The organism is Pseudomonas baetica (assembly GCF_002813455.1).
GTDB classification, from domain to species: Bacteria; Pseudomonadota; Gammaproteobacteria; order Pseudomonadales; family Pseudomonadaceae; genus Aquipseudomonas; species Aquipseudomonas baetica.
The window spans coordinates 1860849-1875482 of the sequence record NZ_PHHE01000001.1; the positions used below are offsets into that span (position 1 = coordinate 1860849).

At 54.7% G+C, this 14634-nt stretch carries 13 protein-coding genes and 1 pseudogene; 4 read left to right on the forward strand and 10 right to left on the reverse strand.

The window, feature by feature from the left end; genetic code table 11:
- Positions 1 to 3: 3 nt before the first annotated feature.
- Positions 4 to 927, forward strand: a complete 924-nt coding sequence (locus ATI02_RS08550) for a magnesium transporter CorA family protein (RefSeq protein WP_100846024.1) — start codon at positions 4 to 6, stop codon at positions 925 to 927.
- A 73-nt stretch (positions 928 to 1000) separates the two neighbouring features.
- Here the strand turns inward: ATI02_RS08550 and ATI02_RS08555 are convergent, their stop codons facing one another.
- Entirely contained in the window at positions 1001 to 1336 is a 336-nt protein-coding gene (locus tag ATI02_RS08555) for a DUF2834 domain-containing protein (protein ID WP_100846025.1), read from the reverse strand.
- Positions 1337 to 1632: 296 nt separating this feature from the next.
- On the opposite strand from ATI02_RS08555, the pseudogene ilvA reads away from it, so the two are divergent.
- Positions 1633 to 2616: pseudogene (gene ilvA / locus ATI02_RS08560) on the forward strand (threonine ammonia-lyase, biosynthetic); the annotation flags it as partial.
- Positions 2617 to 2649: 33 nt separating this feature from the next.
- Here ilvA and eco read toward each other — a convergent pair.
- Positions 2650 to 3135, reverse strand: a complete 486-nt coding sequence (gene eco, locus ATI02_RS08565; RefSeq protein WP_095189856.1) for a serine protease inhibitor ecotin — start codon at positions 3133 to 3135, stop codon at positions 2650 to 2652.
- 370 nt (positions 3136 to 3505) lie between these two features.
- On the opposite strand from eco, the gene ATI02_RS08570 reads away from it, so the two are divergent.
- Positions 3506 to 3775, forward strand: coding sequence for a DUF1652 domain-containing protein (locus tag ATI02_RS08570; RefSeq protein WP_095189855.1), 270 nt, complete (start codon positions 3506 to 3508; stop codon positions 3773 to 3775).
- Here ATI02_RS08570 and ATI02_RS08575 read toward each other — a convergent pair.
- Positions 3772 to 4170, reverse strand: coding sequence for a hypothetical protein (locus ATI02_RS08575; protein ID WP_100846026.1), 399 nt, complete (start codon positions 4168 to 4170; stop codon positions 3772 to 3774). The genes ATI02_RS08570 and ATI02_RS08575 overlap by 4 nt on opposite strands.
- Positions 4171 to 4261: 91 nt before the next feature.
- Entirely contained in the window at positions 4262 to 4531 is a 270-nt protein-coding gene (locus ATI02_RS08580) for a DUF2790 domain-containing protein (protein WP_100846027.1), read from the reverse strand.
- Between the two features lie 490 nt (positions 4532 to 5021).
- Here ATI02_RS08580 and ATI02_RS08590 point away from each other — a divergent pair, with 490 nt between their 5' ends.
- Positions 5022 to 5318 carry a hypothetical protein gene (locus tag ATI02_RS08590; RefSeq protein ID WP_100848441.1) on the forward strand — a complete coding sequence of 99 codons (297 nt, stop codon included), beginning with the start codon at positions 5022 to 5024 and terminating at the stop codon, positions 5316 to 5318.
- Positions 5319 to 5394: 76 nt separating this feature from the next.
- Here ATI02_RS08590 and ATI02_RS08595 read toward each other — a convergent pair whose 3' ends face one another.
- From ATI02_RS08595 to ATI02_RS08620, 6 genes are all read right to left on the reverse strand, one after another.
- Positions 5395 to 5739 (reverse strand): DUF3304 domain-containing protein, encoded by a 345-nt coding sequence (locus ATI02_RS08595; protein WP_100848442.1) that lies wholly within the window; start codon positions 5737 to 5739, stop codon positions 5395 to 5397.
- Positions 5740 to 5839: 100 nt separating this feature from the next.
- The gene (locus ATI02_RS08600; protein ID WP_100846028.1) at positions 5840 to 6709 is read right to left on the reverse strand and encodes a hypothetical protein; all 870 of its coding nucleotides are present in this window, start codon (positions 6707 to 6709) and stop codon (positions 5840 to 5842) included.
- A gap of 426 nt (positions 6710 to 7135) precedes the next feature.
- Positions 7136 to 8125 carry a tetratricopeptide repeat protein gene (locus ATI02_RS08605; protein ID WP_238156228.1) on the reverse strand — a complete coding sequence of 330 codons (990 nt, stop codon included), beginning with the start codon at positions 8123 to 8125 and terminating at the stop codon, positions 7136 to 7138.
- Positions 8122 to 11685: a LysM peptidoglycan-binding domain-containing protein gene (locus ATI02_RS08610; protein WP_100846029.1), complete on the reverse strand. Its 3564-nt coding sequence runs from the start codon at positions 11683 to 11685 to the stop codon at positions 8122 to 8124. Before ATI02_RS08610 ends, ATI02_RS08605 begins: the two co-directional genes overlap by 4 nt.
- Positions 11686 to 11713: 28 nt before the next feature.
- Positions 11714 to 12571, reverse strand: coding sequence for a DUF4123 domain-containing protein (locus tag ATI02_RS08615; protein WP_100846030.1), 858 nt, complete (start codon positions 12569 to 12571; stop codon positions 11714 to 11716).
- A complete protein-coding gene (locus ATI02_RS08620) occupies positions 12562 to 14610 on the reverse strand; it encodes a type VI secretion system Vgr family protein (protein ID WP_100846031.1) in 2049 nt (682 codons plus the stop codon). Before ATI02_RS08620 ends, ATI02_RS08615 begins: the two co-directional genes overlap by 10 nt.
- Positions 14611 to 14634: the final 24 nt, after the last annotated feature.

Genomic DNA, 14634 nt, shown 5'->3' on the forward strand with positions numbered 1-14634 from the left:
CCGATGATCAGCAGTTTTGCCTTGAGGCATGGCGCACTGCAGCGCGTTGAACGGCTGGACGCCGAGGTCATGCTATTCAGCAATCCCGATGCTGCCGAGCGTGATTTGCTGCACAGCCACTACAAGCTCGATGAACACGCACTGGCCTCGGCTTTGGACCCGGACGAAGTGTCGCGCATCGAATTCCACCCCGACCACCTGTTCCTGATCTGGAAGCGTCCAGAGAACTACTCGGGGGGCGGCAGCCTGGCGTTCGAAGTGTCGTCTTGCGGCTTGCTGTTTTCGCCGGGTCAGTTGCTGGTGATCGCCACCGACGACACGCCGCTGCACGGTATCGGCACGCGCCAGCCGCTGAATGCGCCACTGGATGTATTGCTCGACCTGCTGTTCAACAACATCCATCACTACCTGGGCCACTTGAAGGTGATCAAACTGGTCGCCCGCGAGTTGCAACAAAAATTCAACGCCTCGATGCAGAACCAGCATCTGGTGCAGATGTTCAACCTCAGTGAAAGCCTGATCTATTACATCAACGCCCTGCACAGCAACGGCGCGGTGCTGACGCGCCTGCGCAATCATGCCGAGAAACAGCATTTCAGCAGCGAAGCACTGGGCCTGATCGACGACCTGATCATCGAAAACAACCAGTGCTACAAACAGGCCGAGATCTACTCCACGGTGTTCTCCGGGCTGATCGACGCGCGTGGCAATCTGATGAACAACAGCATGAACAATCTGCTGCGCAAATTGACGCTGATCAACGTGGTGTTTTTGCCACTCAACCTGATTGCCAGCATCGGCGGCATGTCAGAGTTCAGCATGATGACGGCGGGGACGCCGTGGTGGGTGTCGTATCCGGTGTTTCTGGCGGTGATGCTGCTGGGGGCGGGGGGAATGTTGTTTGGCTTGCGGCGATTGGCCAAGTGACCTGTGTGGGTTGACCAGACGCCATCGCTGGCAAGCCAGCGATAGCTCTCTTGATAACAGCCAAAAAACCGGATCAGCTCGCTCGCACAGCTTCAACAGATGCCTTTCTGTCCCGAACCCCACGTACCACCAGATACAACAACGGCCCGATCGACACAAACACCGCCGTCAGCAACAGATACGGAACCACCGACCACACCGAGAGCCCACGCGAACGGGCATCCTTGACCATCCAGATGGCGGCCAGTGTCGCCAGCAAATACAGATCGATCACCACCTGCGCGGTATCCGGGCGCGACATCAGGCTGATCCCGAAATCGATCAACGACTGCTCGGCCTGGAGCATCACTGAAACGGTATAGCCGGTAAATGCGAGCAAAGCCGTGAGGGGCAGGGCGATAGCCATCATGCGTTCATTCCTTGAAGTGCTGAGCAGAATCGCCAGCCTACAACCGCGACGCACAATTGGCCATTGACTTGCCAGCAGCGCGCAGGCTAATTTCAGGCCCATGACTTCCACCGTATTGCGCTGCCAGCCAAGTATTATTACCGCCATTCCTCATTTGGCGGGCTAGCTCACGACTGCAGCACCCAACCCGCCCTAGAGGCGGGTTTTCATTTTCTGTCTCCTGGGTCTTAACCCAAAACGCCTACCCCTGCAGGAGCCTTCGGCAGCTCCTACAGGGGGGGAATCAGGAGACGTCGATGATGAACAATCAGCAAACCCTGCTTGAGCACTATGTAAAGAAGATCCTCGCCGCGCCGGTCTACGACATCGCGGTGCGTACGCCGTTGCAGGCCGCGCCGGCACTGTCCGAAGCGCTGGGCAACCGCATCCTGCTCAAGCGTGAAGACCTGCAACCGACGTTCTCCTTCAAGATCCGCGGCGCCTACAACAAACTGGTGCAGTTGAGCGACGAGCAGAAGGCGCGCGGGGTGATCACCGCGTCGGCGGGCAACCATGCCCAAGGCGTGGCGCTGGCGGCGCGCGAGCTCGGGATCGCGGCGACCATCGTCATGCCCTCCACAACGCCGGAACTGAAAGTCCTTGGCGTACGCAGTCGCGGTGCCGAAGCATTGCTGCATGGCGAGAGCTTTCCGTTTGCCTTGGCCCATGCGCTGCAACTGGCCGAGCAGACCGGCCGCACCTTCGTGTCACCCTTCGACGATCCGGACGTCATCGCCGGTCAAGGCACCGTGGCGATGGAAATCCTCCGTCAGCATCAAGGCGCGCTGGACGCGATCTTCATCCCGGTCGGCGGTGGTGGTTTGATCGCCGGCATCGCCGCCTACGTCAAATACCTGCGCCCGGAGGTACGCATCATCGGTGTTGAGTCAGAGCATTCCGCCTGCCTGAAGGCCGCACTGCAGGCGGATGAGCGCGTTGTACTGCCCAGCGTCGGCACCTTCGCCGACGGCGTGGCCGTGGCGCAGATTGGCGAGTACGGGTTTGAGGTGTGCCGTTTTTGCGTGGATGAGGTGCTTACCGTCAGCAACGACGACCTCTGCGCGGCGATCAAGAACATCTACGACGATACCCGCTCGATCACCGAACCTTCCGGTGCATTGGCCGTCGCCGGGATCAAACAGTACGTGGCGCGAAACGGTGTACGAGATCAGACCTTCGTGGCGATCGACTCCGGCGCCAACATCAACTTCGACAGCTTGCGGCATGTCGCCGAGCGCGCCGCTGCGTGCGGCGTCCCGGCGTAGGAGCACAGGTCATTCCTTAATGGCGGTGCCGACCTTGTCCGAAGCAGACCAGATGCGGTAACGCACTTCGACGTCCGATGGGGCATAAACCACCACCGGCAACTTGCTGTTGTAACGCAGCATGAAGCCGTCGCCGACCACGGGCACGAATGCGCGTTTCTTCTGCGAGCCGGGCGGGCAGGCCATCATCGTGCTCATCGGGCCGATGACTGTTTCCAGTCGGTAGAACGAGTAACCCCAGCCTTCGAGGTTCTTCTCATCCAGCATGCCGCCCAGACGTTGGCGATTGCAGTCAACTTCAAGGGTTTTGCCAGCGAGGATCTCGACCTGAAAGTTCTCTTCCTGATCCTGCTTGGGCAGATGAATGACCTGACGAGTGAAACCGGCTTCAGCCTTGGGATACGGCGCTACATCTTCCAGTTTGCCGGCGTGAGCAAACGTGGACAGGCTGGCGATGATCAGGCCGGTGGTCGCGCAGGCGCGGAAAGAACCCATGGAAGCCTCCTTGCGGGTGTAGTGTGATTGAGGGGCATTCTTACCCTCACGCGCGTCGAATGCAAACCGGCGCCGAGTTGCAATATGCAGGGCCTGGAAGGCCTGTTCTTGCATTTTGCAACTGGCTAAATGCTGGCCTTGTCGCCAAGTGCTTGATTTTTCTAGGGTCAAAACGATCCGATGGAAGGCACGCGTTATGCGTCTATAGGGTGCAGCGCACCGTGTTCGGGCGCCTACACTCCAAGAGGCATTTCGCCGTCTCACCGTTTGCCGCACCAAGGAAACAGCGGGGACACACCCGTACAGGAGCAGCACGAACGGTCAACGTGAAGAGTTGATTGGCAGTTTCATCAATAAGGAGAGGTTCACCATGTTTCTGTCTGCCTTGGAACTACGCAATATCATTGAAAGCAGTTTTCTGCCTAAACGCTGCCAATGCACGCTGTCGCCAGACCTGTCGATGACCGTCAAAGTCTTCGGTGACCACCAGACCGACCAGGTCGATCTATTGGTTAGCGGCATTGATGCCAGCCATTTGAACGGCTGTCGCGAAATCAACGAACTGATCGCCGGGCTACGCTCGGATCTGGCACGGCAAGCGACGCCACATCATTACAGTCCACGATCCCGAGCTCTTTAACGCACCGTTTCACCCAGTTCGACCGTCACGCGCCGGGCCTGCACAAAACCAAGGCCCAGCGCGAACTCGACCAGCACCGCGAGCAGAATCCCGGGGCCGGCGTGGCCGTTGAGCCATTCCGCAAAGCCCAGCACCGCCAAACCAAAACAACCGACGATAAAACCGTTGCTCAGGGCATTGCGCCCAAGCGATGGCGGCGCACTGCGCACCAGATAAAACATCAGCCCCAGCGCCGCAAACAGCACCGCACTGCGCCGCGCGACAAAACCGGCTGCGTCGGAATACGCGATGCTCCAGATCGCCAGCAACACGTCGGGGAAAAAGCCCCAGACCAACGCCAAGAGAAAACACAACGAAGAAGTTAGAGTCGACAACGTGCGAAACGACAACTGCATGGCGAATCCTTGCGGCAGTGAGGAAGGGCCCCGAGCATAACCTCGCGATACACTTCCCGCCTACCGCAAACCCGCAAATCAGAGCTTTCCGTCAGTTCTGATAACTGCACGCGTCAGACAACTTCCGATAACTGATTTCCGCAGGCTTGCCGTTGTTGTCGATGTACTTCATGTCGGCGGTGATCACCTTGCAATCCAAGGTGGGCGGCTCAGTCAACGAAACGACCTTCGCCACATGCAATGGCATGCCGTACTGATAAGGCACGGCGTTGGATGTGGCGCTGGTGTCGTTGGCTTGGGCCAAACCGACGAACGCGGTGCAGGCGAGGGCGGTGGTCAGCAGAAACGGACGAATGTTCATAAGGGAACTCCCGTGTGGCGGTTCTAGAGTTCGGCGAGATTCAGCCAAACCTGCCGCACTGGGCGTCAGCCAAAAGTGCTGAGGGCGTGCGGTTCAGTAGAGTTTTTGACCGCAGCGTTAAGCGATGGTTAACCGGGCTGAATGCCGGCTGTCAGGGAGCGGGGCGATTTCCTGCGCAGGCAGGCCGGATTCCTACAAGGACAGATGCCTTGTCTGCTTCCGGCGGCTGGAGTGGGGCGGGTATGGTTTGGTGTCGCTGCAAAATCAGCGATTCGGGTTTGGTCACCTGAGAATAATCGATTGCATATGTGCCATCATTTGCACTGCGGACATCTACGTCCGGTTAGTGCATTGCTGTGGCGGCTGTGTGCAGGGCGCCTTCGGGCGAGCTGAGTTTGATTGTTCTCGGTTGACCAAGCCTGTACACGGCCGCCTCCCACTGTTTGGTCACGGTGCTAGCGGTTACTTTCGAAACAATCGAGTAATCAATATGCCTATCATTAATCCGCTCCCCAATCGCTACATCCCCCTCAACAGCGGCGTCACCGAAAGCGCGCCTCTGGTCATCGACACCGAAGCCAACCCCAAAGACATCCTCGAAGCCGCCGTCCAGCGCGTCCGCGCCTCGGCCGATCTGCTCGAAACCCTGCATTGCCTCTGCTTCAAACACGCCGACGTGCAGGACATTCCGCACATCACCCATGCGCTGTACCTGCTGACACAGGACGGCAATGATTTGCTGCAGGTGGCGCAGCAGCAGATGTTGAATTGGAAGGCGCCGGTATAAAGGCTGGTTGCACGCTCTAGCATTCACGGGCGGAAGCGTTTTTCTGCCCGTGCTTACGTTGGTGTGGCTCGATGAGTTAAAGGGCAGGCTTTTCAGCAGGAAAAGGATCAAACGGGCTAATCAAGTCAGGGGCCCATTTCAGCTCGACAATATTTCCGGGCAGAAAACGAACGTGCAAATAAGAATCTCCGCGTTCTCGGCGAGGGAGCGGCAAGATGACCTCATGGTTTTCTTTCTGCACGCCTTGCCTGAACTGTTCGCCTGTCCGGCTGAGTATCCAAGAGACGCGAACCGTTTTCCCCTCGATACGTTGGCAGCACATAACCCCACCACCGCCCATTGCAAACAGATTGCCACCCCAGAAATCATTTACCCAGAAACTGAAAATTGGACGATTCGTGTAGTTTTCTGAAGTCAGCATGGCGCCGGGCGTACGGAGTAGGGCGAGGAGCTTGGGAGTGGCGGGCAAGTTCGGCTTTGGTCAGAAAGCAATGTTTTTTCTTGGTTCTGCATAAAAATCCTTATTCATTACAGCCAGGATACACGGTGCACTCACGTCCATCTTGTTTGAAAGTTCTAAATTGAGGCGGTGTTGTGCATAACTCTTCTCTTCCAGAGTTCCATCTCCCGGTACAAGGTTTCCAGCCGTTAGGAACTTTTACCCAGTAGCGTAAGTAGCTGGATGCTTCATCATTTGACAGCTTGAATGTCACATGGATCGTCTTATCAGTAATCGCTTTTTTTGAAAAGGATCCGCCTGGTTTGCGACGCTGTAAACGACTCTCTGGAATTTTCCATTCAGGATCTGCAGCAGAACACGATAATAACTTCTCAATCTGATCTTTCTTGGCTTTAGCGGTGCTTATCTGAAAACTCCAAGCACAGAGACCTCTTTGCTCGATTAGATCCGGGTAAGGTGTCGCGTTACTGTCTGTGCTTTCGGTCTTGATAGAAAGCCCACCCGCCATCTCCAAACCATGATCCCAAGCGTCCGCCCCATACGTGGCATTAACTTCGTAGCTCACCCTCGTTAGCTCCATGGAGCAATCCGCAATGTGAAACTCTAATGGAACGTCTGTAGACACCGTCTGTTCAATGTCTTTCGCGTCGATCGTATTTGATTTCTGTTGTTGACGGGTCACTGAACCACCCAAACCAGAGCTGTATACTTGACAGGTTTCACCCTGCTTAGGTGAATACTGAGCTTTTGAAGTAAAGCCAAATTTTGCAGGCACAGTGGCAATCAGCGTGAAATGCTCTCTGCTGTAGTAACTCGTCGCACCCTCAACAGAGTCCTTCGCTATCCGTCCAGCAAAACTGCATGCACCAATCAACGGTAATACTAGGAAAAATGCAGCTTGAGCGCTGTTAGAAAAGTATTTGCTACTCATTAATGGCTTCCTACTCAACACCTTTTTTGCGTCTTTCAGGTTCGTCATGCTGAATCAGCCCAAAGGCGTGCCCTTGGCATCAGAAAGACTGACTTCACGCAGCGGGAAGCCGGATTTTACCATGCGGTCGACTGGCTTTGGCTGAAACGCCTCTGCATCCCAAATCAAGTGACGTCCTATTTTCGAAGCCTTCACATTGTTCTGAGCAGTGATTACACTTTCGTAGAACCTCTCCTAAATAATACTGCGACTCCACGTTTCCGGATGTTGCTTCTTTTTCAAGTTTGGGAACGGCTGAGTCGAATTTAAGTTGGTTGTATAAAATCACTCCCTTGGTCAGTTCGTTGCTTTCTGGGGTCGCCGAACTGATTCCAGTGTAGCTCGAAAGTACCATTGCAAAAATCAAACTAGATACTCGCACTGCTTTTAATAGCCTAGCTTGTCAGGGAAAAATGAAAGAGGCGGGTGGTTGGCCTTCCATGTTTTGGCGAGTTCTTTTGCCATTGTCACCTGCTCTTTGGTCATTTTTTTTTCTATGTCGGGAAGAGTGTCGTTGACGTCACGAATTACATTGCCACCGCCATTAAGCTCCAACAGATTTGACAGTAGAGCATATGATTTTATCGGGTCAAATTCGAAACCGTATTTCGATTTTTCTTCGCCTATGTATGACGCATATCCAAAAACCCCTTCTACATAGCCTGTTTCAGCAGCTTTTTCGTTCCAGATTCTGAAAGAAGCTAAATCTTTATTTTTTATCATAAGTGCGGCTAAACCCATCATTGCGCGAGGGTAACCATTTTCAGCCGAAGCTTTCATCCATTTTTCGATTGCTTGCGAGCGCCTTGAAGGCAATAAGAAAGAGCCATTACCCTCCTGGTAATTCGTCGCTAGCCGAAACTGAGCAAAGGGAAAACCGTTTTCTGCTGATTTCACTAACCAGTCATCGTTCCCCGTCATGTCATATAACAGGTACATTGATTCGGCATCTCCTTGCGTTGCTCGCTGAACTGCTAATTCTTTCGCTCGAATTACCCAGTTGCTGGAAGTGTCTTTTCCTTGGGGACAGTTTTTCATAGCTACACACAAGTCTTCTTCGACTCTTCCTAGGCGAATCATAGAATATATATTCCCCTTTGTTGCCGAGTTCTCGTACGCTTTTTGCGCCGCCGGGGTCATATGCCTGCTATTTTTTCTTATTGCTTCGCCGAGATAATAAAGAGCTTCGTCATCTCCGCCTTCGGCTGCTACTTCCAGGAACTCAATTGCGGAAATAGCTTTGTATTGATTGTAAAGTTCGATTCCTTTCTGCTTTGCCTCCTGTTGTTGGGGCGTGAGTGCTGCGTGCGCAGTTGCACATACCAACAGAAGAATAGCGTGAATAAATTTTAGCGGTAAATTTGATTTTACTTTCAATTTGATGCGCTCGCTGGAGGCAAATATTTTACGGATGTCTTCGGAATATAACTGTTTTCACCCATTACGATTTTACAAGCGCCATCAATTCGCAGGCCTAAAAGTTCTGAGTTTTCCTTGTAGCGTGCTCTTGCTTTATTTCCCCTTGGATCGGTAAAGCTTAGTACAGGGTCACTCATGAATGCATCGAGAGAGTGACGGTTCTCGCAGTATTTCTGACCGATGTCAACGGGCTCGACTCCAAACTGATTCATGCAGGCACATGCTAGCTCAAATTGTTTTTGAGCTTCTTCCAGCGTGCCTTGTTCTTTCGCATTAACGACTATGTGGTCGATTATTATCCCAATTGCCCGTTGTTGAGCTAAATGTGCTTCTTCTCTTGGGTATGTTCGCTTGCTCAAACTAGAAGAGGAGTCGCTTTCTGGTGCGCGAGTGTCAATTGAGAATTTTTCAGGGTCCGCCATAAGGGTCATTAGAATGGGGCCAAGCGCAGATGGTGTTGCTTGAATTACCCAGCTTCTTAATTCATCTGGGTTTTGATATTCAACAATTGTGTGAGCGATTGGTCCACCTTTTCCTCCTCTGGTCATGGTCTCATATAAACTCATAACCAAATCCCAACCCATGAGATAGGCCGTTTCTACATTAAGCCCGGTAGCGCCTAATACGTTCAGAGCGGAGGCGAATTTTCCTGCTTCAGGATCCATCCACTCAACTGTTCGCCCTTTAGTCTTATGAAGTTCTTTGCGATACAAATTGATAAGGTCAACTACTGCCTCATATCCAACTTCAAATTTAAAGCTACCGTTAGCGCCAGGACCCAGCACGACCGCCGCTTTCAAGTTGAGAATAAATCGCCCTTTATCCAGAGAAATCTGCGCCGTTCCCTGAAAGCCTGCACCTAACGCAACACCTACAGAGCCACTCAGTTTTGCGAGGGTTAGCCATGGATTCGCGCTTTTCGCGTCTTTGGCGCTACCAATGCCCATTGTTGGAGCGGTGCGCAAGGCGACGAGGTCTTTTGGCGGTGCCCAGTTCAGTGCCCCGGTGAGTTCGATGGCGGCTTGCAAGCCTCCGAAAATATTGAAGTTGGCTTTTGCACCGTTTTCGACTTGCACTTTGGCGAAGCGGCCGCCTCGCAGTTGATCTGTGCTCTTGGAATCGGTGTAGGTGGCGGATTTCGACTTGTGCTCAAGATCGGGAGTAGGGCTGTCGTCACCGCTGTCCGCCTTGGCTTGTTTGGCGGCTGCGTGATCGGCGCGTTCTTCTTTTGCGGAAGCGTCTTCACGCTGTGCGCGTTTTACAGGGCTCAGCGACGCACCGTACTTGACGTTGCCAAAGATCGGGTTCAACTCGACGCTTCCGGCTAACAGCAACGACGCTCCAGCGTAGCCCCATGCTTTCACGCCAAAGTGGAAGGAGAAGCGGCCGAAATTCATTTTTTGCGGGCTGCCGTCCAGGAAGTAATCAAGCGTGATGTCTTGAGCACTGGCTTTTGCAGGCATGTCGACTTTCATCAACTGAACTTCGCCACGGGCCAGGTCCAGGCTCAAACCCATCTCGCCAGATATCTGGAAGCCCTCGGCGGCGGACATTTTCGGGCCTTCGAGCTTCACTTCACCGTGAATACTTGGCTGCGGAGGTGTCAGGCAGCGGACTAATTGAGCCTGAGGACTGTTATCAAACAGTCTTACTTTGCCGCGTACACTTTTCTGGAACACCAGTTGCTGAAGATGCTTGCCCCAGTTCGTCAGGGCTGCGTCGTCTTCAAGTTCAGTGACCTCATAGCCTTGTTTTTTCAAGTAAGCGTAAAAGTCTTTAGCTTGAAACCAGCCTTTTTTGTCGAAACAGTCGCCAACCTGATCACTGAACTTTATGGCGCCCTGATCTTGCAGCCATTGGCGGAACGAGCTGATTTCACTGTTTTTATCGGAGCCTTCAGTAGCATCAGCAGGCACGCTTTTACCGACTTTTTTTACCGCAGCGGCCGCATTTTTTGAATCTTCCTTCATGATCTTTTTTGCGTCTTTCAGGTTCGACATGCTGAACCAGCCTAAGGGCGTGCCCTTGGCATCCGAAAGACTGACTTCACGCAGAGGGAAGCCGGGTTTAACCATGCGATCGACTGGCTTTGGCTGGAACTCTTCCGGCTCCCAAATCAAGTGCAGCCCTCGCTCTGCGGCCTTCACATTGTTCTGAGCTGTGGTTTGCAGGTCGTCCTTGATTTTCTGTAAGCGGTCCCATTCGGCACGCTCTACATCAACCAAGCCCGCCGGCGCTTGGGCGTTTTGGCCTGTGGCTTCGATCCAGCGTTTGTATTTTTCCTGAAGCTGTGCGGTTACTTCCGATTGTTTTTTCTCGGTGTCCAGATACAGCTTGAATTGCTCAATGCCTGACGGAAGGCCATCGCTGATCAGAGCGAACTCCGGGAGCGCGATACCATATTCCGACGCTTTGATAATGGTCTCAGTGTAATCATGGTAATCAAGCGCATCGGCGTTTTTGTGTAGCGTGTAAACATACCCGACGAGATCGGCGGTGCAGTCATTCATACCGCTGCAGATGTTTTCGTAACTTTTTTTCTTTTCCGCCAAGGCTTTGGCAACGTCGTCCTGTGCAATCTGCTTGAAGTTTTTGTTGCTGAGGAGTTTCTTGCGAGCCTCCAGATAAGCTTGCACGCGTGCGCGCGCTTCAATCGCCTCTTTGGAGTACAGCGAGCCACTTTCGTAGGTGTAGCCTTCCAGCTTCGCAGCTGCTACCGCTTCTTTTTTCAGCGCATGCCACTCAGCCCTCTGCTTGTAAAAGTCGGCATAGGCTTTGTGGACTTCCTGGTCAGTAGCCAGGTCTGCCGTTAGACGGTCCAGGCGCGATTGCGGGGTGTCCTCTTGTGGAGACTGTGCAGGAGCCGCTGCTGGTTTGTTTCCGTTAGCTTCGTTTTGCCTCTTTTTGGCGGTGGCGGGATCGATTTCGATCTCATCACCCATCGCTTCAAATTCTTCCATACGGGTACGCTTCGCGCCCGTGAGGAAGTTGCTCAACTTGGGCTCAAGGAAGTATTCGAGCAAACCCGATTCCTGTAGCCCATTCAGGCGTGCATCACGTGGTTTGCTGGAGGCAATCAATTTATCCAGCGCGAACATCGATTCTTTGATGGCAGACTTTGCCCGCTCAGGGAGCAGCCAGAACTCTTGCTCCTCAGTTGCATAAATAGCGCTGGCAAACTTTTTAGAGCAAGGAGGTGCGTGAGGCTTGAAGGTTTTTGAGGCGCTATCTGGGGCGTCCTTCACGGGATCCAGTTCAACCAGATCTTCAGCAGAGCACTGAGTTGCGGGTTCTGAGGTTGCCTGTGCAGGGGCCTCAGGCGCAGCGGGCGATTGAGCGGCGGGCGTGGCGGCCGCTTGCGCGCTCTTCGGTACGCTCAAATTCCATCCGACTTTGACGTTGTCCGGATTGGTAATGAAGGGGTTGAGCTGGCGGAGTTGAGCCACGGTGCTGTTGTAGCGCGAAGCGATTTGGTCCAGGGTTTCGCCGGGCATGACGGCGTGATTCGTGATTTCCATGGTGATTCCGTTCTGATGTCGCGTCGCCTTAATGTTGGGCGACGGCGGCTGATTCCAGGAGCCGATCTACTTTGATAAACGACTCGTCCTTTGACTGCAGGATCGCCATGATCTCAGGCTGTGTTTCGAATAGCGGACCGTTCACGGCATGGCCAAGCTTGAGCAGGTGATCACCGTCATAAATATTGCTTTTGAGCAGCAGATCGAGGTTGTCGGCGATATCGTTCAAGGGTTCATCACTTGGCTTGTCGAATGCCGCGTATTCCTCATCCACCCAATAAACCCATCCCAGGCGCGCTTGAACTTGCGCGGCGGTCTGAGGAAGATTGAATGGCGCTCTATCATCGAGCCATGTTGATTTTTCTTTGGCAATCCATGAAAGCCAGGGTCCACGTTGTTGGCCGAAATGCATTGGCGCAGGGGAGTAGACGGCGCTCCAGCAACCCAATAATTGATCAAAGGTTTCATCGGCGGTGTAAGCCAACGCCCCCCACAAGCTCGGTTTATGGAAGCTCAACAAACTCTGGCCTCCGGAGCCGTCGTTGGCTCTGAGTAGCCAGCGCGCGTGAGCCAAGGCCTTTTCAGGATCAGGGGTTGAGATCGCAATTCCCGAAAAGCGTTCCTCACAAAGTTTGGCAGCTTCGACGGCCACTTTGCTGCCCTTGGGCGCTACCAGCCAAAAGGGGCCATCAGGCATCTCTGCGAAATCTGTTGAGAAAAACAACTCTTGGGAAACAACCGGTTCGCCTGTTCGGTAGAGGCGAACCAAGGCTTCTGGCTGAAGACCTCGGTCGATGATGAAACATAGCGACTCGCTGGCCGCCGGCAGGTCTGAAAAGTTGTAGCGAGGCTCTGCCAGCAGAACGCTCAGCGTTTTTACATGCATGTGCAATCCTTACGGCTGCAAGCGCCGTTACTCTGTTTGCCGCACAACGGGGTGATACCTGATTCATTCAGGCGGACGGGGAGTGGTGCTTTGCCAGCCTTATCCGCATCCGCCACTTTCATCGGCCCCGGCAGCAACGGCGCAGCAGGCGTACCAACCCCCGGCGCACCACCGGTATTCACCTTCACCTCAGCCCCGCTGATGGTCACACCACCGGCATCCACCTTCACAAAGCTCCCACCCGCCTTGGCGGTCAGCTCCATGCCGCCCTCAACCACAACCTTGTTGCCTGCGTAGTAATGAATCTCCGTCCCGGCCTCGACAAACTGCGCCGTACCGACCTTCACATGCTGCGTCACGCCCACCGTGAGGTGATCATCCGCGCGCATCTCACTGATACGATCCAGATGCGTAATCCGGTGTTCCTCAACCTTGAACTCACTCAGTGTATTGGCTTCAACGGTGTCATGCCGCTCATTGCCGACCCGAATCTTCTGGTCGTGCTCGATGTTTTCGTCCCAGTCGCGCTGGGCGTGGATGTAGATCTGTTCCACACCCTTTTTGTCTTCGATGCGAAATTCGTTGTAGCCCTTGCCACCCGGGGAGCTGAGGGTTTTGAAGGTGCTGCGGGTCTTGTTTGCCGGCAGGTCGTAGGGGACGACGTTTTCCTTGTGGTACAGGCAGCCGGTGACGAGTGGCTGGTCGGGGTCGCCTTTGAGGAAGGTGACGAGGACTTCCATGCCGATGCGCGGGATGGCGATGCCGCCGTAGGCGGCGCCGGCCCAGCCGCTGGCGACGCGCATCCAGCAGGTGGTTTTGTCGTCGCCCTGGCCGTCGCGGTCCCAGTGGAACTGGACCTTGATGCGGCCGTATTGGTCGCAGTGGATTTCTTCGCCTTTCGGGCCGGTGACGATGGCGGTCTGGCTGCCGAGGACTTTCGGTTTCGGGTGTTCGAGGGCAGGGCGGTAGTGCGCGTCCCACGGGGTGGCGAGGAAGCTGTTGCGGTAGCCCTGGTGGAAGTCGCTTTTGTTGTCGGTGACGTCGCTGGTGACGTTTTCGCCGAGCACTTGCGGCTGTTTGCCTTCGTGGAATACTTCCAGCAGCAGCCACATATCGTTCCACTCGGCGCGCGGGTGTTCGGCGAGGGTCAGGAAGTGGCCGCTGGTGAGGGTCGGCTCGTCACCTTTGCCTTCGGCGAGTTTGTAGTCGCTGCGATGGCGTTCAAGTGCGCGAGTCGAGAGGAACTTGCCGCGCTCGCGGGTGGTGAAGCGGCCGGGGTAGTCGTAATCCTCAAGATCCGGGGCGAACTCGGATTTGACCGCGCCTTCGGGCAGGATCTTCGGTTTTTCGAAGTCATAGTCGCGGCGGCTGACGCGGGTGGTGCGGGTTTCCAGGCGCAGGTTGAAACGCTTGATCACCGGTTTGTCGGCGCTCATGCCGGAGTCTTGCTGGTAGCTCACGGCCTTGAGTTTGCGGAACACGGTCTGGTCGTCGCCGAACACCAGTTTGTGGCCGCTGCTGCTGTGCTGGAAGTGGAAGTGAATGCCTTCCTCTTCGCACAAGCGCTGGATGAAATGCAGGTCGGATTCGTCGTACTGCACGCAGTAGTCGCGCTCCGGGTATTCGGCGCTGAGCTGGAAGCTGTAGGCGTCGGCAAGGATGCCGCGATCTTCCAGCACCCGGGCGATGATCTTCGGCACCGTGAGCTGCTGGAAGATCTGCTGGTCGTGGTTGTGCCGCAGGTACGCCAGTTGCGGCACCAGGCTGATGCTGTAGCGGGTCAGGGTCTTGCCGGAGTCACCTTGCTCGATGCGATAGACCAGGCCATGAATCTTGCCTTCGCCGGTAGCGCCGAAGGTCAGCACGCCGGGCTTGTGCAGCAGCTCTTCGAGTTTCAGGTCGGGACGGGCGCTGACCAGTTCGAGGTCAAAACGGAACGGTTCGTTGAGGGCTTCGCGACCGGTGAAGCTGAGGACTTGCAGGTCGGCGTTGGCACCTTCTAGCGTGAGGATGATGTGGGGTGCGTTGGCGTCCAGCATGCCTTGAATTCCGTCCGTTGAATA

Excerpts from the sequence above, each read along its gene's own strand:
- ATI02_RS08550 (WP_100846024.1), top strand. The coding sequence starts at position 4 with ATGATCAGCAGTTTTGCCTTGAGGCATGGCGCACTGCAGCGCGTTGAA.
- ATI02_RS08555 (WP_100846025.1), bottom strand. The coding sequence starts at position 1,336 with ATGATGGCTATCGCCCTGCCCCTCACGGCTTTGCTCGCATTTACCGGC.
- eco (WP_095189856.1), bottom strand. The coding sequence starts at position 3,135 with ATGGGTTCTTTCCGCGCCTGCGCGACCACCGGCCTGATCATCGCCAGC.
- ATI02_RS08570 (WP_095189855.1), top strand. The coding sequence starts at position 3,506 with ATGTTTCTGTCTGCCTTGGAACTACGCAATATCATTGAAAGCAGTTTT.
- ATI02_RS08575 (WP_100846026.1), bottom strand. The coding sequence starts at position 4,170 with ATGCAGTTGTCGTTTCGCACGTTGTCGACTCTAACTTCTTCGTTGTGT.
- ATI02_RS08580 (WP_100846027.1), bottom strand. The coding sequence starts at position 4,531 with ATGAACATTCGTCCGTTTCTGCTGACCACCGCCCTCGCCTGCACCGCG.
- ATI02_RS08590 (WP_100848441.1), top strand. The coding sequence starts at position 5,022 with ATGCCTATCATTAATCCGCTCCCCAATCGCTACATCCCCCTCAACAGC.
- ATI02_RS08595 (WP_100848442.1), bottom strand. The coding sequence starts at position 5,739 with ATGCTGACTTCAGAAAACTACACGAATCGTCCAATTTTCAGTTTCTGG.
- ATI02_RS08600 (WP_100846028.1), bottom strand. The coding sequence starts at position 6,709 with ATGAGTAGCAAATACTTTTCTAACAGCGCTCAAGCTGCATTTTTCCTA.
- ATI02_RS08610 (WP_100846029.1), bottom strand. The coding sequence starts at position 11,685 with ATGGAAATCACGAATCACGCCGTCATGCCCGGCGAAACCCTGGACCAA.
- ATI02_RS08615 (WP_100846030.1), bottom strand. The coding sequence starts at position 12,571 with ATGCATGTAAAAACGCTGAGCGTTCTGCTGGCAGAGCCTCGCTACAAC.
- ATI02_RS08620 (WP_100846031.1), bottom strand. The coding sequence starts at position 14,610 with ATGCTGGACGCCAACGCACCCCACATCATCCTCACGCTAGAAGGTGCC.